The organism is Bacillus sp. FDAARGOS_1420, assembly GCF_019344915.1.
GTDB lineage: Bacteria > Bacillota > Bacilli > Bacillales > Bacillaceae_G > Bacillus_A > Bacillus_A mycoides.
In genome coordinates, this window is sequence record NZ_JAHWJB010000002.1 from 1,741,098 (window position 1) to 1,764,067 (window position 22,970).

Below are 22,970 nucleotides of genomic sequence, written 5' to 3' on the forward strand. Positions count from 1 at the left end.
AAAAGAGGATTCCTTTCAGTATACTAAAATATGTTCTTATATTTAAATAATTAGTAAAAGAGAAAAGGTGTTTGAAATGAAATCGTATATTGTAGTTGGATCTGGAATTTTAGGGGCATCTACTGCCTATCATCTTGCTAAGGCTGGTGCGAAGGTTACTATTGTAGATCGTCAAGATTTAGGTCAAGCAACTGATGCAGCAGCAGGTATTGTCTGTCCGTGGCTGTCGCAACGTCGTAATAAAGCATGGTATAAAATCGTTAAAGGCGGTGCACGTTACTATTCTTCGTTAATTCAGCAATTAGAAGAAGACGGTGAAACGGATACAGGTTACAACCGTGTAGGCGCAATTAGTTTACATACTGATGAGAAAAAACTAGATCAAATGGAAGAGCGAGCGTATAAACGCCGTGAAGATGCACCGGAGATTGGTGAAATCACTCGTTTATCAGCTGAAGAAACGAAAAAATTATTCCCAGCATTATCGGAAGAATATAGTTCTGTTCATATTAGTGGCGCTGCACGAGTAAATGGAAGATTATTACGCAACGCATTAATAAGCGCTGCGAAAAAACATGGTGCAACTTTCATAAAAGGTGATGCAGTATTAGTCCGTGAAGGGAATCATATCACGGGAGTTAAAGTAAATGACGAAACAATTGTAGCGGAAAAGGTAATGGTAACTGCAGGCGCATGGGCGAACGAAATCTTGAACCCATTAGGAATTAATTTCTTAGTTACGTTCCAAAAAGGACAAATTGTTCATTTGCAAATGGAAAATACAGCAACAGAAAATATGCCAGTTGTTATGCCACCGAACGATCAATATATTTTAACATTTGACAATGGCCATGTCGTAATTGGTGCAACGCATGAGAATGATACTGGTTTCGATCACCGTGTAACTGCAGGTGGTTTACATGAAGTATTCCATAAAGCGTTAACAGTAGCGCCCGGTTTAGAAGATGGTACAATGATTGAAACTAGAGTTGGCTTTAGACCGTTTACACCAGGGTTCTTACCTGTTATTGGCCCACTCCCTAAATTTGAAGGCATACTCATTGCGAACGGATTAGGTGCTTCAGGTTTAACTGCGGGACCATACTTAGGATCTCAACTTGCTAAACTGGCATTAGGACAACCAATTGAATTAGATTTAAATGATTATGACGTTGCTGGGGCAATGGAATAGTAATAAACAAAAAAGATTAGGAGTGATTTCCTAATCTTTTTATTATGTTATTTAGGCGGTAGGAGTTCTTTTAAACAAGGGGTACCACCACACCGCTATCAAGCTAAGAAAATAAATAATCCACAAAACGAAAATTTTTTGCCCTTTATAGCAACGAAGTGCATTTTTATCGTTTGAGGTACTAGAGAAGAAAGATTGATTCGTTCGTTCATTCATTCATTCATTCAATATAGAGGCGAAAATACATATCAGAAATATAAACAATAGCCCCAAAAACTGGAGGCTATTCAATTTCACAATCTATTATGAGCAATTACAATAGGTAAGTTCTTTAAAGCCTGTCCCATCGCTGCATTCGTAAAATGATGAATAACATCAAAACCCTCAACTTGATGGATATTAGCGAACCGTTCCACAAATGAAATTAAAGCGATAGACGGGATCCCAATTAAAGTTTTTTAAACCTAATTGGACTTACCATTAAGAGAGCGAGGATTAATGTAATCCATGCATTGCTATATGAAAACAATCCCATACCGGCCAATGGTAATCCAGCAGCTGGAATAGGTAATCCCTTAAAATATCCAATGGTTGGTTTTACACTAAATTTAGCTAATCTTAAAGCACCCATCGTTGGGAAAAGGATAAATGCCAAAGAAGTTAAAATAGATGGTGTTGCTATCGAATGAAATAAAAGTGCAGGAGCAACTCCGAAACTAACAATATCAGCTAAGGAATCCAATTGTACACCAAACTCACTGTTCACTTTTAATTTTCTCGCAATTCTTCCATCAAGGAGATCTAAAACAGCTGAAAAGAAAATAAAAATGGAGGCTACTTCCAAATAGTCACTCATATTCATGGTAATTGAAAAAACACCGCACAATAAATTTCCAATCGTAAATAAATTGGGTACAGCTTTTACTATTTGATTGAACAAGGTTGTCCCCCCTAAGTTGATCAAACTTCACGTTTATGTAGCATTTTCTATATATTCTTCCGTTATTCTTGAAAATATATGACCATTGTATGCTAAGTAAATTTCGGCAAGAGAAAAGTCAATTTCCTGTACGTTATGTTGGTTTATAAACATGTTTGATCAAAGGTAAGTCTATTACTGCTGATTTATCTAATATAAAAAAACTGTTTTTGAAAAAAAGAGTTATCAAAATAGGCTCTAAACATATTTTATAGAATCACTTTTTATAAAATATGTTTGATTATTTTCGGTACACGTTGTTGAATATTAGCACTCGATAGTTGAAGTGCCGAGTAGTCAAGCATTTTCCTCCGGTTGGTGAATAAGACCAATCGCTCCAGTTTTAAATGTATTGTTTTTTATAAGTTTAAGATTGATTTTGTCCGTAATTTCTTTAATAAAGGTAGTCCACTGCCTAAGACTACAGGAAACATATTAATCCGATATTCATCAATCAATTCAGGTAGTTTACGAAATTCTGGTTTTCCGCCAGAAAAGATTAGTTAGATATATTAATTATATAGTGGAACAAGGTCATCGTTTTATTAAGAAACATGTGCGTTCTATTTTTGGATTTAAGTCCTATAAAACAACATCTACACACTAAAAGATGCATCATATCTTCATATAGTCATAAAATTAATCTGTAGTCGAAAATACGTAAAGAGCTGCTAGAATGAATTACTGAGAATACGAAGAATAAAGGAGAGAAGCGGAGTAAAAACTAAAAAAATTAGACAAAGAAAATGGAGAGATGAACTAAATGTTAAAGATCATCAAACATTTAAAACCATTTATTGCTTCCATCATTGCGGTTGTATGTCTTTTAACTGTACAGGCAGTATGCGATCTATCACTGCCAGACTACATGTCTAACATTGTCAATGTAGGGATTCAACAAAAAGGTGTAGAAAATGCAGTACCTGAGGTTATTCGTAAAAGTGAAATGGATAAACTTACGCTCTTTATGAATGAAAACGAGAAGAAAAAAGTTACTGACAACTATGTGCTTTTAGATAAGAACGACCTCTCTCAAAGTGAACTGAAAAATGACTTAAAAGATTATCCGCAGCTTGATAAAGAGCCACTTTATAAGTTACATACAGAAGATAAAAAAATAATTAACGAACTTAACGATATCTTTGGGAAACCAATGTTAATTACACAAGGAATTGAAAAAGGTGGCTCATCTGCTTTCTCTCCTGCTGCGACAGGTAACAACAACACACCAGCGAAACTTCCGCCAAATACAGATCCTTTTGCAGTCATTGCGAAACTTCCTCAAGATCAAATCAATGCAATGAAAGAAAAGGCAGATGAAAAGTTTAAGAATATGCCAGGCAGCATGGTAACACAATCAGCTGTTTCATACATTGAGAATGAGTATAAGAAAATCGGTATCAATACTGATAAACTTCAATCTAATTTTATCCTTACTTCCGGCGGGAAAATGCTGCTTTTATCCTTAGTAAGTATGGCAGCTACCGTTATCGTGAGTTTACTTGCTGCAAAAGTAGCTGCAGGACTCGGCAGAGACCTTAGAAAGAAAGTATTCCGGAAAGTTACAAACTTCTCGAATGCGGAGTTTGATAAGTTTTCCACTGCATCTCTAATCACAAGAAGTACAAATGATATCCAACAAGTTCAAACACTTATGGTTATGATGCTTCGCATTGTATTCTATGCACCAATTTTAGGTATCGGCGGCATTATTAAAGTACTTACTACAGACCTTTCAATGGGATGGATTATCGCAGTTGCGGTAATTGCGATTTTAAGCCTAGTCATTGGTTTATTTAGCATCGCGATTCCTAAGTTTAAGCGTATCCAAAAGTTAGTAGATAAAATTAACTTAATCACTCGTGAATCTTTAACCGGTATGCTCGTTATTCGTGCTTTTAATACTCAAAAACATGAAGAAAAGAAATTTGAAAAAGGAAATCAAGATTTAACAAAAACAAATTTATTTGTAAGCCGTTTAATGTCATTTATGATGCCAATGATGATGTTTATCATGAATGCGGTTACTGTACTTATTATTTGGGTTGGATCACACCAAGTGGATATGGGACATATGCAAGTTGGTGATTTGATGGCATTTATGCAATATACAATGCAAATCATCATGGCCTTCTTAATGATTTCAATGGTATCTATTATGGTTCCACGTGCTTCAGTTTCCGCACAACGTATCGCAGAAGTTTTAGATACTGACATTACCATTAGTGATGTAAAAGAGCCGAAAACATTTGCTTCAGACAAGAAAGGTTACGTTGAATTTAAAAATGTTGGCTTTAGATACCCAGGTGCAGAAGAAGATGTGCTTTCCAATATCACCTTTACTGCAAAACCTGGTGAAACGACAGCTTTCATCGGAAGTACAGGTAGTGGTAAATCAACATTAATCAACTTAATTCCACGCTTTTACGATGTCACAAGCGGCCAAATATTAATAGATGGCACGGATATTAGAGAAGTATCTCAGAAGGAATTAAGAGAGAAAATTGGTTATGTACCGCAAAAAGGAGTTCTCTTCTCAGGTACAATCGAGAGTAATTTGAAATACGGTAAAAAAGAAGCAACTGAAGAAGAACTCGAAAAAGCGGCGGAAATCGCGCAAGCTATGGAGTTTATTAACGCGAAGCCTGAAAGCTTCCGCACAGAAATATCACAAGGTGGTACGAACGTTTCCGGTGGTCAAAAACAAAGACTTTCTATTGCGCGTGCTCTTACGAAAAAATCGGAAATCTTCATATTCGATGATAGTTTCTCAGCTCTTGACTTTAAGACAGACGCAGCATTGCGCAGAGCTTTAAACAATGAGATTACAGGAAGTACTATTTTACTTATTGCCCAAAGAATCAGTACAATCATGAATGCCGATAAGATTATTGTACTTGACGAAGGAAAAATAATTGGAACTGGTACTCATGAAGAGCTTATGGGAAACTGTGAAGTTTATAAGCAAATTGCTTTATCACAACTTTCAAGAGAGGAGTTGTCATCATGAGTGATAGAAAAATAGAAAATAGAAAACAAAGCGGCCCTGGTCCTGGCGGTGGCGGTCCTATGGGCGGCGGCATGAGAAAGATTGAGAAAGCAAAAAACTTCAAAGGAACGATGAATAAACTCCTTCAATACTTGAAGCCCTATAAATTATCAATCTTAGTCGTTATCCTTTTCGCAATCGGTAGTGCGGCCTTTACAATCGTTGGTCCAAAAATTTTAGGAAACGCGACAACAAAACTTTTCGAAGGACTCGTAAGCAAAGTATCAGGAGCACCCGGTGCGGCCATTGACTTTACCTATATCGGAAACATTGTCATTTTACTCCTTGGATTATATATACTGAGCACTGTGTTTGGTATTATCCAGGGGTACATTATTTCTGGAGTAGCTCAAAAAGTATCTTATAACTTCAGAAAAGAAATCGCTGAAAAAATTAACCGTATGCCGCTGAAATACTTTGATAAAACAACGCATGGCGAAGTATTATCGAGAATTACAAATGACGTAGATACGGTGAGCCAAACTTTAAACCAAAGTATGTCGCAAATCATCACATCCGTTATTACAATCATCGGTGTACTTATCATGATGTTATCAATCAGCTGGCAAATGACATTAGTGGCGCTTTTAATATTGCCAGTATCGATGATTCTCATCATGGCAGTCGTAAAACGATCACAAAAATACTTCAAATCCCAGCAAGAATATTTAGGACACGTAAACGGTCAGGTCGAAGAAATTTATAGTGGTCACAATATCGTAAAAGCCTTCAACAAAGAAGAAGAAGAAGTGAAAAAATTCGAAAAGGTAAATGATACCCTTTACCATTCCGCATGGAAATCTCAATTTTTATCTGGAATGATGATGCCGATTATGACATTTATCGGTAATATCGGTTACGTCGCTGTATCTATTTTAGGTGGATGGCTTGCGGTAAAGAGAACCATCGCAGTTGGAGACATTTTAGCCTTTGTGCAATATGTTAGAAGCTTTACGCAACCAATCGCTCAAGTAGCACAAATCGCGAACGTACTTCAATCTACTGCAGCTGCTGCAGAAAGAGTCTTCGAATTTTTAGAAGAAGAAGAGGAAGTGCCAGAAGCAGAAAATCCAGTGAAGCTGCAAAAAGTTCAAGGAGAAGTTACCTTCCAAGATGTTCAATTTGGATACAATCCAGATAAGATCATCATCAATAATTTCTCAGCTAACATTAAGCCTGGACAAAAAGTAGCAATCGTCGGACCAACCGGAGCTGGTAAAACAACGATTGTAAAACTGTTAATGCGTTTCTATGACATAAACAGCGGTGCAATATGTATCGACGGTCACGATATAAAAGACTTCACGCGAGAAGACCTGCGCAGCATGTTTGGTATGGTACTTCAAGACACTTGGCTATTTAACGGTTCCATCATGGAAAATATACGTTACGGTAGACTCGATGCTACAGACGAAGAAGTAATTGAAGCAGCGAAAGCAGCTCACGTTCACACCTTCGTAAAAACATTACCAAATAAATATCAAATGGAACTAAACGAAGAAGCAAGCAACGTATCCCAAGGACAAAAGCAACTACTAACAATTGCCCGCGCCCTTCTAGCGGATCCGAAAATATTAATACTCGATGAAGCAACAAGCTCCATTGACACTCGTACAGAAGTACTCATCCAAAAAGCGATGGAAAACCTCATGGAAGGCAGAACAAGCTTCATTATCGCTCACAGATTATCAACAATACGTGATGCAGATTTAATCCTTGTCATGAAAGAAGGGGATATTGTGGAACAAGGTAATCATGAAGAGTTATTGAAAGCTAATGGTTTCTATGCTTCGCTTTACAATAGTCAGTTTGAAGGTGCGGATGCTTCTTGAGTTAGGTGAAAGTCCATTTAAATAACTAAACCCACGAAGAAAATGCATTTTCTTCGTGGGTTTTTATCATTTTTAAGGTTCTGTTATAAAGTTTTTAAAAGTAAGCTAGACATTTGCAAAACAGAGTGAGGAGCATGATAAATGGGATGTTTTAAAGGGAAACAATTTAAAAAGAACATTAGAAGATTAATTAATACATTCTTGTAATGTTTTAGTATTTCTCCTCCTTCTCTTGTTTTATGAATCTCTCCAAAGATAAGGAGCATTTCTTCCCGATTAATTGTTGCACAACGGATAACCGGTTTAATTAAAGGGAATTATCAAAAAGGGTACTATAAAATAGAACAAGCCAAAGAAATAGATAAGGAGTGAGCAAGCGATGGACAACATGATTAATACGGGCAGCTTTGGTTTACAAAGGGGACCTGATCCAAAAACGGTTGGCCAGTATTTGTTCGATTGCCTGAAAATCGAGGGCATTACCGAAATTTTTGGTGTCGCAGGGGACTATAATTTTACACTTCTTGATACTTTGGAGTGTTATAACGGCATCCGTTTTATAGAAGGACGAAATGAACTAAACTCGGGCTACGCTGCAGATGGCTATGCAAGAATCAAAGGAATATCGGCTCTTATTACGACATTTGGGGTCGGGGAGCTCAGTGCATGCAATGCGATAGCGGGAGCCAACAGCGAGCATGTGCCAATTATACACATTGTGGGTGCGCCTCCTGAGAAGGATCAAAAAGAGCATAAGCTTATGCATCACACCTTAATGGATGGGAATTTTGACGTTTTTCGCAAGGTGTATGAGCAGATTACGGCATATACCGCGGTGCTTACGCCGGAAAATGCCAAGATTGAAATTCAGACTGCGATTCGCATTGCTAAGGAAAAGAAAAAGCCGGTATACCTGGTTGTGGCTAATGATTTAGTGACCAAGCCAATTAAAGTCTGGGCAGAACCGGTACCACCACGTCCAACATCCAACCCGAATACCCTTCAGGCTGCAGTGAATCATGTTCGTCCGCTTTTGGAACGTGCCCAACGACCGGTTATCCTGGTGGATGTGAAAACGATGCGATTCGGCCTTCAGACAGCGACTCAGCAGCTAGCCGATGCAATGAATGTGCCTGTTGTAACGATGATTTACGGGAAGGGCGGATTCGACGAGAACCATCCAAGTTATATCGGAATGTATTTAGGCTCTTTCGGGAGGACTGAAGTCCAAAGTACAGTGGAGAATGCAGATTGTATCATTGCGATTGGTATGGTATGGGCGGATACAAACACCGCAAGTTTTACCGCAAAGCTGAACCCACTGATAACTGTCAATATTCAACCAGATATAGTTAAAATCGCTGAGGCGGAATATCCGAATGTTCTTGCAGCCGACATGCTACTTGCCGTTCAGAAGGTGAATTATAAGGGCAAAGGTTTGACAAAAAAATTGTCATTCCCTTATGAGCAATTCACAACTACTGCCGACGGACCTCTAATGGCTGACGGCTATTATCCGCGTTTTCAGCGTATGCTGAAAGAGGGTGATATTGTAATCGCCGAGACCGGAACGTTTTATTATGGAATGGGAGAGGTAAGACTGCCGGGCAATGTAACATATATTGGACAAGGTGGATGGCAGTCCATCGGTTACGCAATCCCTTCTGCGTTTGGTGCTATTATGGCCGCGCCGGAACGCCGAGTATTGGTGTTTACAGGTGACGGTGCCCTGCAGCTAACGGCACAGGAAATCAGTTCTATGCTCTATTACGGTTGCAAGCCCATAATCTTTGTCTTGAACAACGATGGTTATACAATCGAGAGATATTTAAATGTCAAAACAGAGGATCAAAAGTACAACCAAATCCCTCGATGGTCTTACACCAAGCTGGCCGAAGCTTTTGGAGGTAACGCGTTTACCGTTACGGTCCGGACCTATGGAGAGCTTGATCAGGCTATAATCCATGCTGAAAAGGAAAGCGCCGAAAGACTCTGTATAATTGAAATGATCGTAGGTAATCCAATGGACGCACCTGAATATATGCGACGGATGCGCAGTTATATGGAGAAGCAGGAAAAGCAGCGCGGTCAGAAATAGTATCCAATTCCCTAGTCCCTAATTGAATACTAATCGAACAGTTCTAATCATACTCTTTTAATAAAACGCAATTAAAGGGGTGTAAAGTAAGTTGACAAAAGTTAAGGTTAGTTTACGGCCAATCGTTCATAACATAAATTTACCAACTGTAATAAAAGCAGCCATACTTCCAGGTGAATCGGCTGAAAGACTATTTATTGTAACCCAGGTAGGAGAAATCTTTTACATAGGAGACGGAGTTATAAGGACTTTTTTAGATATTCGTCCGCGAATTATTAAACTAGGAACGTTTGAAGAAGGTGTTTCTAGTAGCGGTTATGATGAACGCGGATTGCTAGGACTAGCGTTTCATCCGCAATTTAATCAAAACGGTTTATTTTACCTTCATTATTCAGTAGCTGGCACTCAAGGTCCGGGTGCCCTTTCTGAACCTTTTAAAGCTAATCCGTGTGATCCGAAAACTTTAAACTTAAAGTGGGTGAATAGAGATACTCAATATGATCATATTGATACGGTTGAGGAATGGATTTTACAATCACATAGTCAACCTCAAAAACGACGGACATTACTTAACATAAGAAGGCCCTTTTTTAATCATAACGGAGTCAATAGTTTAAACTTTTCACCTGAGAGTGGAAAACTTGTTTTTACAAATGGAGATGGTGGATCGGGTTATGATCCATTTAATTTAAGCCAGGATGATTTAGAAATAGCGGGTAAAATAATTGAAATTGATGTAAGTAAAAATACATTCATAAATAACCCTCCAGTAGTTACACGCTTTAATGAGTTTCCTTTATCTATACAAGAAACACTTACAGTAATTGCGAAAGGAGTTCGGAATATAACAGGTATTTCATTTCAAAGGTTTTATAATCAGTATATCAAATATGCTGGAAATGTCGGGCAGGATATTGTAGAGTCTATTTTTTCGTTTGTTCATTATAAACCAATGCCAGTTACCGAACTTGTTCAAACGCATTTAATGAGATCCACTCCTAATCAAGATGGATTTATTAATTTTGGTTGGCGAGGATGGGAAGGAGAATTTCCTACTTCTTTTATAAGGCACTGTTCTGAGAATCCTACTTTGGATGAGAGAACAATGGCTTATTATAATGAAACAATAGAAACATCAGTGAGGCGCATACAGCCCCTAATTAGTTATTTTCATAAAGATTCCAGAGCAGATAAGTTTGGAGGAACCTCACTTACAGGAGTACAACCATATATGGGAACTACAATTCCTAGTTTAACTGGTAGTATCGTGTTTACTGATCTTGCTAAGAAAGAAGAATTTCAATCTCCAGTAAAGGGAGTGTTAGCTTTTACTAGAACAGCTCTAGACGGGAAACGTAATGATTTTCATGTTATTGAAACCAATTATGATTTTGGTTCTCAAGCAGCTTATTATATGAGCTTGGGAACAAACGGAGATCAAACTAGATTATATTTAGGGGTTTATGGATCTATGAAAGTAACGGATTTTAACAAAGGTACTATTTTTGAAATTGTTCCATGATACGGTATAAACTCTTAGTCTAAAAATATATGGAATTCATACTTTTTCAAACGCACGACTTAGCGCCTCTTAAAAAACCTTCTATGGATAAACATCTATTGTATAGTGATTCCTAACAAGCAGAAAGTAAAACATAACCAATAAGTATTTGAATAAAAATAGAAAGTGGTGAATTAAGTCTCTTTAGGGGGGAATTTGATGAATCGCTTTAGAAGCTATTGGTATCAATGGATGATAGAGCAGGATGCGAATTTTGTTCATAAAAGAAAGGTGACGCCTGCAAGTAGGTTAGTCATTACAGCATTACTCGGTTCATTTGCTGCTATTTTTCAATCTGCGGGGAACTTAATCCCTGGAATTGGGTTATTTATTAGTCCTTTCGCGACGCTACCGATTTTTCTAGCTATTTGTTATTCTATTCGTGAGGGAGTACTTTCTTATATTCTTACTATTTTCCTATTATTCATTATTGAGCCAAGTGAACTAATTGTCTTTCCCTTTACTACAGGCTTATTAGGTATAGCGTTAGGAGTATCCTTTTTACAATTCAAGAGGAGGATTTGGGTAATTTCCTTTTCAGCGATATGTCTACTTATAGGAATTATGATTATTCTCGATATCTTCCGCTTTCCTGTACTTGGTCCTACTATTCATACGACTATGGATATAAAAGTTATTACATTAATATTTATACTGAGTTTTTTATACTGCTGGATCTATGCAGAGTTGTGTAGAATAATAATGAATAGAGTATATAAAGTATGGTCTTAGCAATTGCATAAAATCTTTTTGAACGAATACACTTTCTCATATATTTTTAAAAATTGGAGATGTAAGCCATGTATAACATTGAAATTAGAAGGCCGAATTCGAATGATTTAGATGAATTACATTTGTTTTTTCGTCTTGTTATTACTAATACATTTAAAAACGAAGGGTTATCACATCTATTAGATGACATAGAAAATGAAATTAACTCGAAAAAGAAATATTTGAAAAATGATTTTGATAGTAATGGAGAAAGTCGTTACTTTTTATTAGCAATAGATACAAGTAACGATAAAATCATTGGAACGATTGAAATCGGTCCAGCAAGTACATTGATTAATAGTTGTACAGACGGTGTACTTAAGGATTTGTATGAAATAGGAACTGTATTTATACTTCCGGAGTATCAAAGAAAAGGTATAGGGAGTTTACTGCTAAATACAATGTATCTTATATTACTTAGCAGAGGACTAACCGAATGCTGTTTAGATAGTGGATACAAAAAAGCACAAAGTATATGGACAAAAAAGTTTGGAAAACCTAGTTATGTGCTGAAGGATTATTGGGGCGAATCAAACGATCATATGATTTGGAGAAAAAGTTTACATGATATACCTATAATATTTGAATTATAAAATGAAATATCTCTCTTGACATAGCTTTTCTTACATACTTATGCTATTATTTATCTTTATAATAAAAGAGGACGTGAATGAACTTGATTAAAATTAATATTCCTGAAGCTGATGTTTCAATTACTGAACGTAACCAAGTTATTAAAGGAGACGAGCCATTAATTACTCCAATTAACGGTTTTATCGATTTCCACTTGTTCCCTAGAGATAAAGGCGGCATTTTTATGTTTTACAATATTAATGACGAACTTCTTTTCGTAGGTAAAGCTCGTAAAATTAGACAACGTATTAAAAAGCATTTTGAAGATAATGTTTCACCAATCAAAAATAATCGTGATGAAGTATACCGTATCGATGCATGTATCGTAGAAGATCCAACTGAAAGAGAAATTTACGAAACATACATCATTAATAAGTACAAAGCGAAATATAACGTTGATAAAGTGTTTTATAAATAAGTAAAAAAAACAATCCTAGCACATATACTAGGATTGTTTTTTTGTGTTTCATTCTTCATTTTTTTCTCCTTTTTTAAAATGATTAGCAGCAATTAAACAGAAAAGCCCTATAAATAATATTATAATTCCAAGCGTTTTATGCTTGCCTTCAAAAAAAGGAATATCTGAAATAACATTTGTCATACATAACCCTATAAACACAAGGATAGGTCCTGCCCACAGTAATACATTGCCGAATTTCGTATGTTGCCACATAGTAACCCTCCTCACTCCTTTTTACATATATATCCATGAAATAAAAGTAAATTCATAGAGAAAAATAGTTTTTTTCATATCGAAAATTGAACCTTCATATATTGGTACAAGCAAACGAGAAAGGGGACCATCATGAATTGGTTAGAAGCTTTTATATTAGGGATAATACAAGGTTTAACAGAGTTTTTGCCGATTAGTAGTACAGGACATCTTTATTTAGGAAGGCATTTGTTTCAATTAGATGAAGCTGGATTGTTTTTAGATACGATGCTGCATATCGGGACTTTGCTTGCAGTGTTTATTTATTACAAAAAAGAATTTATATACTTAATTAAAAATCCATTTTCAAAACTAATGTTATTGCTTATTGTTGGGACGATACCTGCAGTTGTAATCGGATTGTTATTTAAAGACTTCTTTGAAGATATTTCAAAAACAGGTATTACGATTGGATGGGAGTTTTTAGTGACAGGTTTCTTTCTCTACATGGCCGATAAACAAAAAAACGGTCGTAAAAAAATGGATGACATTACATATAAAGATGCATTTATTATCGGTTCATTTCAAGCGGCTGCTATTTTCCCAGCAATTTCTCGCTCTGGTATGACAATCGTCGCTGCTTTATGGAGAAAACTAGACCGTGAAACAGCAGCATATTTTTCGTTTTTATTATCTACGCCAGCAATAGTCGGAGCAATCATCTTGCAATTTGCAGATGTTTATCAAGGGAAAGCAGAATCTATTTCTAGTACATCTTTAATTGTCGGCACGTTATCAGCAGCGTTTTTTGGTTACATAGCTGTTTCATGGATGATTCAATATTTAAAACGTCACTCCTTAAAAGTATTCGCGTATTACGTATGGGGATTAGGTATTTTAATTTTAACGTTGCAATTTACTCATGTGTTTTAATTTAGTAATTCTTCGTTTAGATCCTGTTTCATTCATACAAGGCAGGATCTTTTTTCATTAAGGGGGAAAATATGTTTAATAAGGCTATCGTTATTGGCGGAAGTATAGCAGGAAAACTCGCAGCAAAAGCATTATCAACTTCTTTTAAAGAAGTAATCATTATAGAAGTCGGCGAAAGATGGGATGGAAAAGCTTTGAGAAAAAGAGTTTCACAAAGTAATCATCCTCATGTGTTATTAAAAGGTGGAGAAAATGCAATCGAGGAATTGTTTCCTACTATTACTAATGAATTAATAGAAGCAGGCAGCATCGTAAATAACTTTACTCGTGATATAAAATGGCATCAATTTGGTTTATGGAAACAACCATTCATAGGAGAAGTGCATATGATTCAACAAAGTAGGCTTTTGCTTGAATGGCATATCCAAAAAAGAATGGATCAAATTTCAAATGTAATCATTAAATTTGGAACATTGGTTGAAGGGTTATTAGTAGATGTAAAGCTTAACAAAGTATGTGGAGTAAAAGCTAAGTGTTTAGAGACTGGCATGCAAGAAGAAATTCAAGCAGATATTGTTGTTGATGCGAGTGGATTCGGTTCAAAAAGTATAGCATGGTTACGTGAATACAATATCGAAGTGAAAGAAGAGAAAGTGCGTATCGATTTATTCTACGCAACTAAAATGTTTAAACTCAAAGAAAATGAGAAATTAGACTGCTGTAATATGCTAATGTCTCCAAGTTTCCCTGACAATCCGTATGGTGTTCTTATTCAAACGATTGAGGATAATCGTTATTTTGTTACTTTCAGCGGATACGCAAATGAGAAAGCACCACAAACAGATGATGAGTTTTATGATTTCGCTGAAAATCTATCAATCCCTAATGTGACAGATTTTCTAAACAAAGCTGAGGGAATTACTGATATAAAGACATACAAAATTCCTTATCAAGTACGTCGGCGATTTGATTTAATTAATCATTTACCAGAAGGGTTGTTAGTAGTCGGTGATGCACAATGTCGTTTTGATCCAGTTTTCGGTCAGGGAGTTTCAGTTGCGGCTATGGAAGCTTACCAGTTGCAGTTGCTTTTACAACGGAGACAAAAGCTTGATAATGCATTTACACAGCAGTTTTATAAAGAAACTGCTAACATAATACAAACCCCTTGGGAAATGACTACAACGGAAATATCACGTCATCCTCAGTTAAAAAGAGAATTAACGATAAAGCAAAAATTTCAGCTATGGTATACGAAACAAATATATCAACTATCTGCAAGTGACTCTGAAGTTTATATCCGATTAGTAAGAGTGATGAATTTAATTCGTAGTCCATTTCACCTATTTCATCCGAAAGTGCTACTCGCTGTATTACTGATGCGAAAGAAATAGCAGGAAAATTATCGGTTAAAAAAGAATGTATAACAGTTAGTAAATCAAGAAGGGGTAAACGGGATGGAAATATACATAGAGCAATTAAAGAATCAAGACGCTGAAGATTTATTTAAATTTGAACTCACGAACAAATCATTTTTTGAAACAATGGTACCAAGTCGTGGCTCTAATTATTACGTGTATGAATACTTTCAAAAGCAACTTGACGAACTATTAAAAGAACAAACTGAGGGGATTTCTTATTTTCATCTCATACGTAATACAGAAAAAGAAATTGTAGGACGTATCAATTTAGTTGATGTAGATAAGGAAAAACGAATTGGGTCGTTAGGCTACCGAGTTGGAGAGAAGTTTACTAAAAAAGGAGTTGCAGCAGCATCTGTAAAATTGATTTTGGCTCAAGCAAGAGTCTATGAAATTAATGAAATACATGCTATGACAACAACAAATAACATAGCTTCACAAATTGTATTAGAAAAGAACGGATTTTCTCGTGAAAAGGAAGCGGAGACAACTACTGTAGATTTAAACGGGGAAAACGTAAATTTCGTACATTATATTTGGAGGACCGCTAAGGGTTAAAGATAATAGGGAGGGACATGTACATGAAGGATTTACGTTATCCAATAGGTCAATTTACTTATGTAGGAACTATTACAGAAGAAATAATTGATAAATGGATTCAAGAAATTGAGGATTTACCTAATGAACTAGCAAGAGCGATAAAAAATTTAGATCAGAAGCAGTTAGATACACCGTATCGCGTCGGTGGATGGACTGTTCGTCAAGTTGTTCATCATGTTGTTGATAGTCATATGAATAGCTATATACGCTTTAAATTAGCACTGACAGAAAAGAATCCAACTATTAAACCGTACAAAGAAGAAAAATGGGCAGAGCTACCTGACTCAAAATTACCAGTAGATGTTTCACTTGTAATGCTAGATTCATTACATAAAAGATGGGTTAACTTATTATATTCTTTAGAACCAGCAGATTTAGAAAAGACATTTAATCATCCTGAATCAGGAGAAACAAAACTTGCTGCTGCAATTGGACTATATGCATGGCACGGTCGTCATCATACAGCTCATATTACTTCTTTAAGAGAGCGTTTAAATTGGTAACATTAGAGAAGGCGACAGAAATTGATGCAGAGATTATATTTCAAATGCAAGTAGAATCATTTAGTTCATTATTAGAAAAGTATAAGGACTATGAAACAAGTCCGGCAAATGAACTTATTGAAAAAACAATTTCAAGAATAAATAATCTGGACGGTGGATTTTATAAAATTTTCGTAAACACGAATCTTGTCGGAGCGATATGTATATCACGTAAAGAAAGGGCATCTAAATTTTGGATCAGCCCGATGTTTATTATTCCAAACTATCAAGGGAACGGAATTGCTCAAAAAGTATTAATTTTAATCGAGAAGATGTTTCCGGAAATAACGACTTGGGAGCTTGCTACAATTTTAGAGGAAGAGCGAAATTGTTTTCTATACGAAAAGATGGGATATATAAGAACGGAATTTAAAAAGAAATTAAATGATAAAGCAACTTTAATTTATTATAAAAAAGAAAGGTAAAGCACATTTTAAATGCTTTACCTTTTTGTACTGTTTTAGATTAAATATACAATTTAAATGTATATTCTTCCGAAAAGTTCGGGTTAGTAATTTTGAATTCGAATAAATATACAAAAATGAACTATTTCGTCGTATATGTTACTAACGCTTTTTGAATGCTTAAAATACTATCGTCACCTTTAAATTCTTTCGTAATTGGATCATCCATACTAGATACCCAAATTTTAAGCTCTGCATCTAAATCAAAATGCCCAGCTGTTTCAATGCTAAATTGTGTAATGCTTTTATAAGGAATAGAATGATACTCTGTTTTTTTACCTGATATTCCTTGTTTATCTACTAAAATAAGACGACGATTTGTAAATACGATTAAATCACGAATTAATTTATAAGCATGCTCAACTTTTTCATCATCTAGCATAATCTTTTCTAAATCACGTTCAACGCTTTCTGTACTCGCACTTGATGCATTTCCTAAAATACCACTAAATAAACCCATATGAAATTCCTCCTTTATAATATGTGGAATGAGTTTCTTATATTGTACCATGCGAATGACTAATAGATTATGACATTGCTTCAATAGTTTTTTGTTATTATTGCAACCAATTTATATAACCTCATCCTAAAATCTTGTGCTAACATATAATTAAGAAAACAGAAGCAGAGGGATATAGCATGAAAAATATCGGTTTAGTATTAGAAGGCGGCGGAATGAAAGGGTTATATACTGCAGGAGTACTCGAATACTTTATGGAAAGGGACTTATTCTTTCCGTATGTAGTCGGTGTATCCGCTGGAGCGTGTATGGGAGCAACATATTTGTCGCGTCAAAAAGGAAGAAATAAGAAAGTAAATACAGAGCTAGTAGCAGATCACAGGTATATATCTTATCGAAACTTAATTCAAAAACGTGAATTATTTGGAATGGATTTTTTATTTGATGAAGTACCAAACAAAATTGTACCGTTTGATTTTCAAACTTTCCTAAATTCAAATGAACAGTTTGTAATCGGAACGACTGATTGCGAATCAGGACAGGCAGTTTATTATAATAAAACAGAACATGGAAATGATATTTTAAAAATTATTCGTGCATCAAGCTCTGTGCCGTTTATAGCACCTGCTGTAGAATATGATAATCGAAAATTGTTAGATGGAGGGATTATAGATCCTATTCCAGTTTTTAAAGCGCAAAATGATGGTTATTTAAAAAACGTTGTTATAATGACAAAGCCAGAAGGATACGAGAAGCAGCGTAATAAATTTTTTGGACTAGCTAAAATTTTATATAGAAGATATCCAAAAATCGCAGAGCATTTAGTAGAACATTATCGTTTTTATAATGAAACTGTATCTTATATGAATCACAACGAACAAAAAGATAATTTTTATGTAATTCAGCCAAGCGCACAGCTTCCTATAAGCGGAATAGAAAGAAATAAAGAAAAGCTCGTTAATTTATATAATCTTGGCTATAAAGATGCTCATAATCATTATGAAAATTTATTGAATTGGATGGAGAAATAAAGGAGTGGAACGTTGGTATTAGGAAAAGAAGTTATTTTTAATGAATTGCAGAAAATGCATAGTCCTCTATATAAACCATTTCCGAATTGTGACATTCTAAAAGTACGGAAAGATTATAAAAATATATTTACAGAAGATGATTGCATAAGTTCTGATTTAAATTATTATTGGATGCATACAGCAGCAACTTTAAATTCTGTACTAAATAAAAAAGAAAAGAATATTTCGTTTCAGCAAATACAGTGGCTAAGAAAATCGTTTTTTGAATGGTTTCCACAATATCGTTTTCTAGAAACAGAAATTGTGAAGTATCCTATTTTGCATAGAGATTTTATGAATTATGAGAAGTCCCGGAAACTATTACTTTACTATCTTACTGAATAAAGACGAAGACGCACAGGTTAAATATAGCTTGTGCGTTTTTTTAGTTCATAAAATATACAATATTATCAACTTGTTTATATAGGAATTCTAATGAGAAGAAAGAAGTACATATAGAATGATTTTAAGGGAGAGAGAATAAGTTTAGTAGCCGTTTTCCTTTAAGTTATTGTCCAACTTGAATATAGTTATTTATGTTAAAATATTTCGAGTAAAATCAAGTTCTTAACGATTTTATCAAACATTAAACAAAATAAATTAGAAACGCAGAAGGGACAGCACTAACATGGAAAACGTGTCAAAGATAGATAAATTGGAATCAATAAAATCTTTACAATCGACAATTCGTAAACTTGAAAATGCTTTTTCACAGATGACTCAAAAAGGAGCAAATACTACCTTAGTAAAAAAAAGGCTTAAAGCTGTTTGCATAGGGCTAGCAGTGTTAGAGAACGTGTGGAATCAAGAAAGTCATCGGTATAGCCAAGAAGAGTTAGCAGAAGCTCGTAATGTCCTTGCTGGTTTGCTCCCATCAATTGAGAGAGCCTATGATAAGTCTAAAGATGGTAGTCCTCAAAGAACGCTTTTAACAAGACGGATAAAAGCGTTGGAGCTTTCTATTCAGGCAATTGATAAACTTTCTAATAAATAACTCATCTAAATACACAACATCCTAATCTTAAATTTTATAAAAGCAATCTAGTGAAAAGAAATACAAAGGAGGAAGATGGATGACTTCAATAATTAGTCCAAAGTTAGAGGAACTTAATAATCAATTGAAAAACGGAAACGAGAAAGCTTTTTATACTTTTTTGCATGAAATAAAGTCAAATAATACGCCATTAATAGAACAGTGTCCAGTAGATAATCGGTATAAGCTTATAACGTATATATGGTTAGGGGACCGAAAAACTGAAAACGTTTATGTATTCGGTAGTTTTCCTGGTTGGGATCTGTCTGTAAATCAATTGCAACGGTTGTTACATACAGATATTTGGTATCGAACGTTTAGAACGGATAAGCGTTTTATTTCAACTTACTATTTTTCAGTAAATGATTTTTTCGAAAATGATTGGATAAAGCGTAGTGAGCAGTACCGACTAGACCGATTTAATGGAAATGTATTTGGAGAAGATGCCAATAAAGCATCCGTGTTAGAAATAGATATGAAAGTGCCGTATGATAGTCGATTTCCTTCTAATCATTATCCATCTGGAGAAATTGAAACATATTCTTTCTATAGTTCAACTTTAAATAATACACGTAAGATTCATATTTATACTCCTCATAATTATTCTCAAACTTCACACCTTCATGAACTTCTCATTGTATTTGATGGGAATTCTTTTATTAAAGACCTTTCAATCACAAGAACACTCAATTATTTAATTTATAAAAAAGAAATTCCGTCTTGTATAGCTGTTGCTATAGATCCTGTTGATCGGCTAGAAGAGCTAACCTATAACGATAAAATGAATACATTTTTAACGGAGGAATTACTTCCGTGGATTCAAGCTAAGTATCACGTATATCAAGAAGAGAGGAATACAACAATTGCCGGTTTCAGTCTCGGTGGCTTAGCAGCTTTTTATGCAGCTCTTCAAAATCCACATATTTTCGGGAATGTGTTGTCAATGTCTGGATCCGTACATTGGAAAAAGGATGGCTTTGAAAATAAAATTCCGTGGATTGAAAATCAAATTACATCTGTAAATCCCAATACGTCTCAACCTCATTTTTATTTGGCAGCAGGACAACTTGAAAACGAACCCCTTTTAACGGCTAATAAGCGCTTATATAGAGCTTTAAAAGATAAGGGATACCAAATGACTTATGAAGAGTTTCAAGGCGGTCATGACAGTGTTTGGTGGCGAGAAAAGTTATTTGATGGATTGAGAGCATTAAAACATACAAAAACCACACTATAAAATAAAAAGGAGAGAGAATTTATGAATCAAGATGAGCTAGATAAAAAACTTAAAAAACAAGAAATTTTAGTTAAAGATGAAAAAGTTTGGTCGTTCACGTATGAGGATCATATTAGTTCTATCGTTAAACAGGCAGAAAAGACAGGAGCGTTTAATGATTTACCTGGGAAAGGGAAACCTCTTAATCTTGATAAAGATCTTTCGTATAATCCTGACAAGCAACTTTATAGAACTTTGAAAAATAATCATGTTTTGCCTAGGTGGATTGAACTTTCAAAGGAAATAGATCATCTAAAAGAAAATTTAAAAGAACTAACGGATAATGCAGAAGCAGCTATGTTAATTACAACTATTAATAAAAAGGTCTCAGAACATAATTTACTTTGTCCGCCAAGTGCGCAAAAAATGAGGGTTAAAACGGATTTTTAGCTTTTTTTAATGAAACCATCTTTTGCAATATAATTGAGGTAGGCATTTATTATTTATCTTTAAAGGGAGGCAGAAGAAATGAAGAATACGTATCAGCTTCAATTACCGAAAGAACTAGAGCAGTATCGAAGTATTTTAGAAGAAAGTGTGAAACCGTATATTAAAGTGTCTGGAACGCAAGCAGAAACAACTCTTTTTGAAAGTAAGTTTGGTGGCTATCCGTATGTACCTATAAATCAAGAGCATCCATCCTAAAGACTCAAATGGACAACCTATGATGTTACTTGCGCAGCTAAACTTTGAAGAAATGCCGCATGTTGAATATATGCCTCAAAAGGGTATGCTACAGTTTTTCGTAAGTGCTGAAGATGAGCTTTACGGAGCAGATTTTGATCATCCAACTAGCCAAAAAGACTTTCGAATTATTTATCATTCTACAATTATAGAAGATTTAAATAAGGTTATTACTGATTTTAGTTATTTAAACACTTCAGAATTAGAGGACTTTATCATACCTGAAGCAGCTAAACTAAAGTTTGAATTGGATTATCAACCGGTAACATCAAGAGATTATCGATTTGAAAAAATTTTTAAGGAAAACATTGATCGGGAAGAAATTGTTGATGAAGAAAATAAAACAAAATTAGGCGAACTGTATGATGATCTATACGAAGATCGAGGGCATAAAATTGGCGGTTATCCATTTTTCACACAGACAGATCCGAGGGAATGGGAAGAAAAATACCAACAACACGATATATTATTGTTACAAATCGATACAGATGATTCATTAAATATTATGTGGGGAGATTCTGGTGTTGCTAATTTCTTTACACGTAAGGAAGATTTATTAAACCTAGATTTTTCCAATGTTATTTACAATTGGGATTGTTACTAAAAATAGAGAAATGGATTACTAGCTAGCAAAAGAAATCTTCCTGAAGGTGAGGAGGATTTTTTCACGTTAAAAATAAACGTTATGTTAACTAGAATGAAGAATCCAATGAAAGTCAAGCGTAAATAAAAGAAATAACAACAAAAATATAAAATAATAAAACATATGTAATTAGCAATAAATCTATAAAGCAAAACATAAAATAAAATTTATCATTTGTATAGAAAAATTTATTTCGCATAAAAAAATTCCGTGCTAATCAAAATTATTTTTGACTCGTTAAACGATAATCAATCGATTAAGATTTGCTGTGATTAATTTATAGCAAAATAAACGATAAAAACTGTAGAAATTCATTTAGATAAGATTTTATGTGAATCTCATTAAAAATACCCGCTCCGTCTCATTAAGTATAGTTTACTTGGTTTTTGATACAGGTAAACACTTACTCTATGCAACTTCGTATAATATATATTATGTTAACTAGTAAAAAGTAATAAACTTATTATATGTTAGTTATAGTTGTTAGTCTCCCCTTTTTAATTGGGTTCATAATGTGTTGTAGATTGTGTGGTTATTTGTTTTTTAAGTTATTTATGTTGTGTTATTGATAAGAATGTTTCCGTGTATAATTTATATTTTAGTTAATAAAAAACGCAATTCGTTTAAAGTGAACGAATTGCGTTGATATGATTAAGAATAAGTTTTTAAAATTAGTTTGCTACAGCAATTGCTTCGATTTCGATTAATAATTTATTGTTAATCAATTTGTTAACTTCTACAGCTGAACTTGCTGGTGGATTGTTTGTGTTGATGTATTGATCTCGAATATCTCTAACAATGGCCATTTGAGAAATGTCCGTCAAGAAAAATGTTAATTTTACTACATCATTAAAATTTAAGTCTGAAGTTTTTAATGCGATTTTAATATTTTCAAATACTTGTCGTGTTTGTGTAGCTAAATCATCAATTCCAACTATTTGACCGTCAGTATTAATTGCTACTTGTCCTGATATGTAAATGGTTCGTTTAGCATTACTAACTTCGACTACATGTGAGTATCCAAAAGTTGCTGGCATTGTTTCTGGATTGATAAATTTCTTTTGCAAGGTGCATCTC

The 22,970-nt window shown here is 34.7% G+C and carries 22 protein-coding genes and 1 pseudogene; 19 read left to right on the forward strand and 4 right to left on the reverse strand.

The window, feature by feature from the left end; genetic code table 11:
• Positions 1–76 precede the first annotated feature (76 nt).
• Complete coding sequence (locus I6L50_RS19095) at positions 77–1,192, forward strand: NAD(P)/FAD-dependent oxidoreductase (protein WP_219302391.1); 1,116 nt, start codon at positions 77–79, stop codon at positions 1,190–1,192.
• Positions 1,193–1,640: 448 nt separating this feature from the next.
• Here I6L50_RS19095 and pssA read toward each other — a convergent pair whose 3' ends face one another.
• On the reverse strand, positions 1,641–2,132 hold the full coding sequence (gene pssA / locus I6L50_RS19100; RefSeq protein ID WP_002085344.1) for a CDP-diacylglycerol--serine O-phosphatidyltransferase: 492 nt from the start codon (positions 2,130–2,132) through the stop codon (positions 1,641–1,643).
• Between the two features lie 802 nt (positions 2,133–2,934).
• Between pssA and I6L50_RS19105 the strand changes: the two genes are divergently transcribed.
• From I6L50_RS19105 to I6L50_RS19135, 7 genes are all read left to right on the forward strand, one after another.
• The gene (locus tag I6L50_RS19105; protein ID WP_219302393.1) at positions 2,935–5,181 is read left to right on the forward strand and encodes an ABC transporter ATP-binding protein; all 2,247 of its coding nucleotides are present in this window, start codon (positions 2,935–2,937) and stop codon (positions 5,179–5,181) included.
• Positions 5,178–7,052 carry an ABC transporter ATP-binding protein gene (locus tag I6L50_RS19110; protein ID WP_219302395.1) on the forward strand — a complete coding sequence of 625 codons (1,875 nt, stop codon included), beginning with the start codon at positions 5,178–5,180 and terminating at the stop codon, positions 7,050–7,052. The genes I6L50_RS19105 and I6L50_RS19110 overlap by 4 nt, the downstream gene beginning before the upstream one ends.
• Before the next feature lie 379 nt (positions 7,053–7,431).
• The gene (locus tag I6L50_RS19115; RefSeq protein WP_219302397.1) at positions 7,432–9,150 is read left to right on the forward strand and encodes an alpha-keto acid decarboxylase family protein; all 1,719 of its coding nucleotides are present in this window, start codon (positions 7,432–7,434) and stop codon (positions 9,148–9,150) included.
• Between the two features lie 91 nt (positions 9,151–9,241).
• Positions 9,242–10,672: a PQQ-dependent sugar dehydrogenase gene (locus I6L50_RS19120; protein ID WP_219302399.1), complete on the forward strand. Its 1,431-nt coding sequence runs from the start codon at positions 9,242–9,244 to the stop codon at positions 10,670–10,672.
• A gap of 198 nt (positions 10,673–10,870) precedes the next feature.
• Positions 10,871–11,443, forward strand: a complete 573-nt coding sequence (locus I6L50_RS19125) for a YybS family protein (protein WP_002013264.1) — start codon at positions 10,871–10,873, stop codon at positions 11,441–11,443.
• 68 nt (positions 11,444–11,511) lie between these two features.
• Positions 11,512–12,075, forward strand: a complete 564-nt coding sequence (locus I6L50_RS19130; RefSeq protein ID WP_219302401.1) for a GNAT family N-acetyltransferase — start codon at positions 11,512–11,514, stop codon at positions 12,073–12,075.
• Positions 12,076–12,152: 77 nt separating this feature from the next.
• Entirely contained in the window at positions 12,153–12,533 is a 381-nt protein-coding gene (locus I6L50_RS19135) for a nucleotide excision repair endonuclease (RefSeq protein ID WP_002013261.1), read from the forward strand.
• Positions 12,534–12,581: 48 nt separating this feature from the next.
• Here I6L50_RS19135 and I6L50_RS19140 read toward each other — a convergent pair whose 3' ends face one another.
• Positions 12,582–12,788 (reverse strand): hypothetical protein, encoded by a 207-nt coding sequence (locus I6L50_RS19140; protein ID WP_219302403.1) that lies wholly within the window; start codon positions 12,786–12,788, stop codon positions 12,582–12,584.
• A gap of 132 nt (positions 12,789–12,920) precedes the next feature.
• Between I6L50_RS19140 and I6L50_RS19145 the strand changes: the two genes are divergently transcribed.
• The 5 genes from I6L50_RS19145 (at position 12,921) to I6L50_RS19165 (ending at position 16,688) form a co-directional block, all read left to right on the forward strand.
• A complete protein-coding gene (locus I6L50_RS19145; RefSeq protein WP_002085334.1) occupies positions 12,921–13,700 on the forward strand; it encodes an undecaprenyl-diphosphate phosphatase in 780 nt (259 codons plus the stop codon).
• Between the two features lie 71 nt (positions 13,701–13,771).
• On the forward strand, positions 13,772–15,094 hold the full coding sequence (locus I6L50_RS19150; protein WP_219302405.1) for an NAD(P)-binding protein: 1,323 nt from the start codon (positions 13,772–13,774) through the stop codon (positions 15,092–15,094).
• Between the two features lie 63 nt (positions 15,095–15,157).
• Positions 15,158–15,679 (forward strand): GNAT family N-acetyltransferase, encoded by a 522-nt coding sequence (locus I6L50_RS19155; protein WP_219302407.1) that lies wholly within the window; start codon positions 15,158–15,160, stop codon positions 15,677–15,679.
• Positions 15,680–15,702: 23 nt separating this feature from the next.
• Positions 15,703–16,224 (forward strand): YfiT family bacillithiol transferase, encoded by a 522-nt coding sequence (locus tag I6L50_RS19160; RefSeq protein WP_219302409.1) that lies wholly within the window; start codon positions 15,703–15,705, stop codon positions 16,222–16,224.
• Complete coding sequence (locus tag I6L50_RS19165; protein WP_219302411.1) at positions 16,164–16,688, forward strand: GNAT family N-acetyltransferase; 525 nt, start codon at positions 16,164–16,166, stop codon at positions 16,686–16,688. The genes I6L50_RS19160 and I6L50_RS19165 overlap by 61 nt, the downstream gene beginning before the upstream one ends.
• Before the next feature lie 121 nt (positions 16,689–16,809).
• On the opposite strand, the gene I6L50_RS19170 is transcribed toward I6L50_RS19165, so the two are convergent.
• Positions 16,810–17,187, reverse strand: a complete 378-nt coding sequence (locus I6L50_RS19170) for a PH domain-containing protein (RefSeq protein ID WP_002065713.1) — start codon at positions 17,185–17,187, stop codon at positions 16,810–16,812.
• A gap of 179 nt (positions 17,188–17,366) precedes the next feature.
• On the opposite strand from I6L50_RS19170, the gene I6L50_RS19175 reads away from it, so the two are divergent.
• From I6L50_RS19175 to I6L50_RS19200, 6 genes and pseudogenes are all read left to right on the forward strand, one after another.
• Positions 17,367–18,218, forward strand: coding sequence for a patatin-like phospholipase family protein (locus I6L50_RS19175; RefSeq protein ID WP_219302413.1), 852 nt, complete (start codon positions 17,367–17,369; stop codon positions 18,216–18,218).
• Between the two features lie 12 nt (positions 18,219–18,230).
• Positions 18,231–18,602, forward strand: coding sequence for a YxiJ-like family protein (locus tag I6L50_RS19180; protein WP_113936398.1), 372 nt, complete (start codon positions 18,231–18,233; stop codon positions 18,600–18,602).
• 283 nt (positions 18,603–18,885) lie between these two features.
• Complete coding sequence (locus I6L50_RS19185) at positions 18,886–19,251, forward strand: hypothetical protein (RefSeq protein ID WP_113936397.1); 366 nt, start codon at positions 18,886–18,888, stop codon at positions 19,249–19,251.
• A gap of 79 nt (positions 19,252–19,330) precedes the next feature.
• Positions 19,331–20,527 carry an alpha/beta hydrolase-fold protein gene (locus I6L50_RS19190; protein ID WP_219302415.1) on the forward strand — a complete coding sequence of 399 codons (1,197 nt, stop codon included), beginning with the start codon at positions 19,331–19,333 and terminating at the stop codon, positions 20,525–20,527.
• Between the two features lie 21 nt (positions 20,528–20,548).
• Positions 20,549–20,956 carry a DnaJ family domain-containing protein gene (locus I6L50_RS19195; protein ID WP_113936396.1) on the forward strand — a complete coding sequence of 136 codons (408 nt, stop codon included), beginning with the start codon at positions 20,549–20,551 and terminating at the stop codon, positions 20,954–20,956.
• Positions 20,957–21,034: 78 nt separating this feature from the next.
• A pseudogene (locus I6L50_RS19200) lies at positions 21,035–21,854 on the forward strand (YwqG family protein).
• A 710-nt stretch (positions 21,855–22,564) separates the two neighbouring features.
• On the opposite strand, the gene I6L50_RS19205 reads toward I6L50_RS19200, so the two are convergent.
• Positions 22,565–22,960 carry a RidA family protein gene (locus tag I6L50_RS19205; RefSeq protein WP_113769500.1) on the reverse strand — a complete coding sequence of 132 codons (396 nt, stop codon included), beginning with the start codon at positions 22,958–22,960 and terminating at the stop codon, positions 22,565–22,567.
• Positions 22,961–22,970 lie beyond the last annotated feature (10 nt).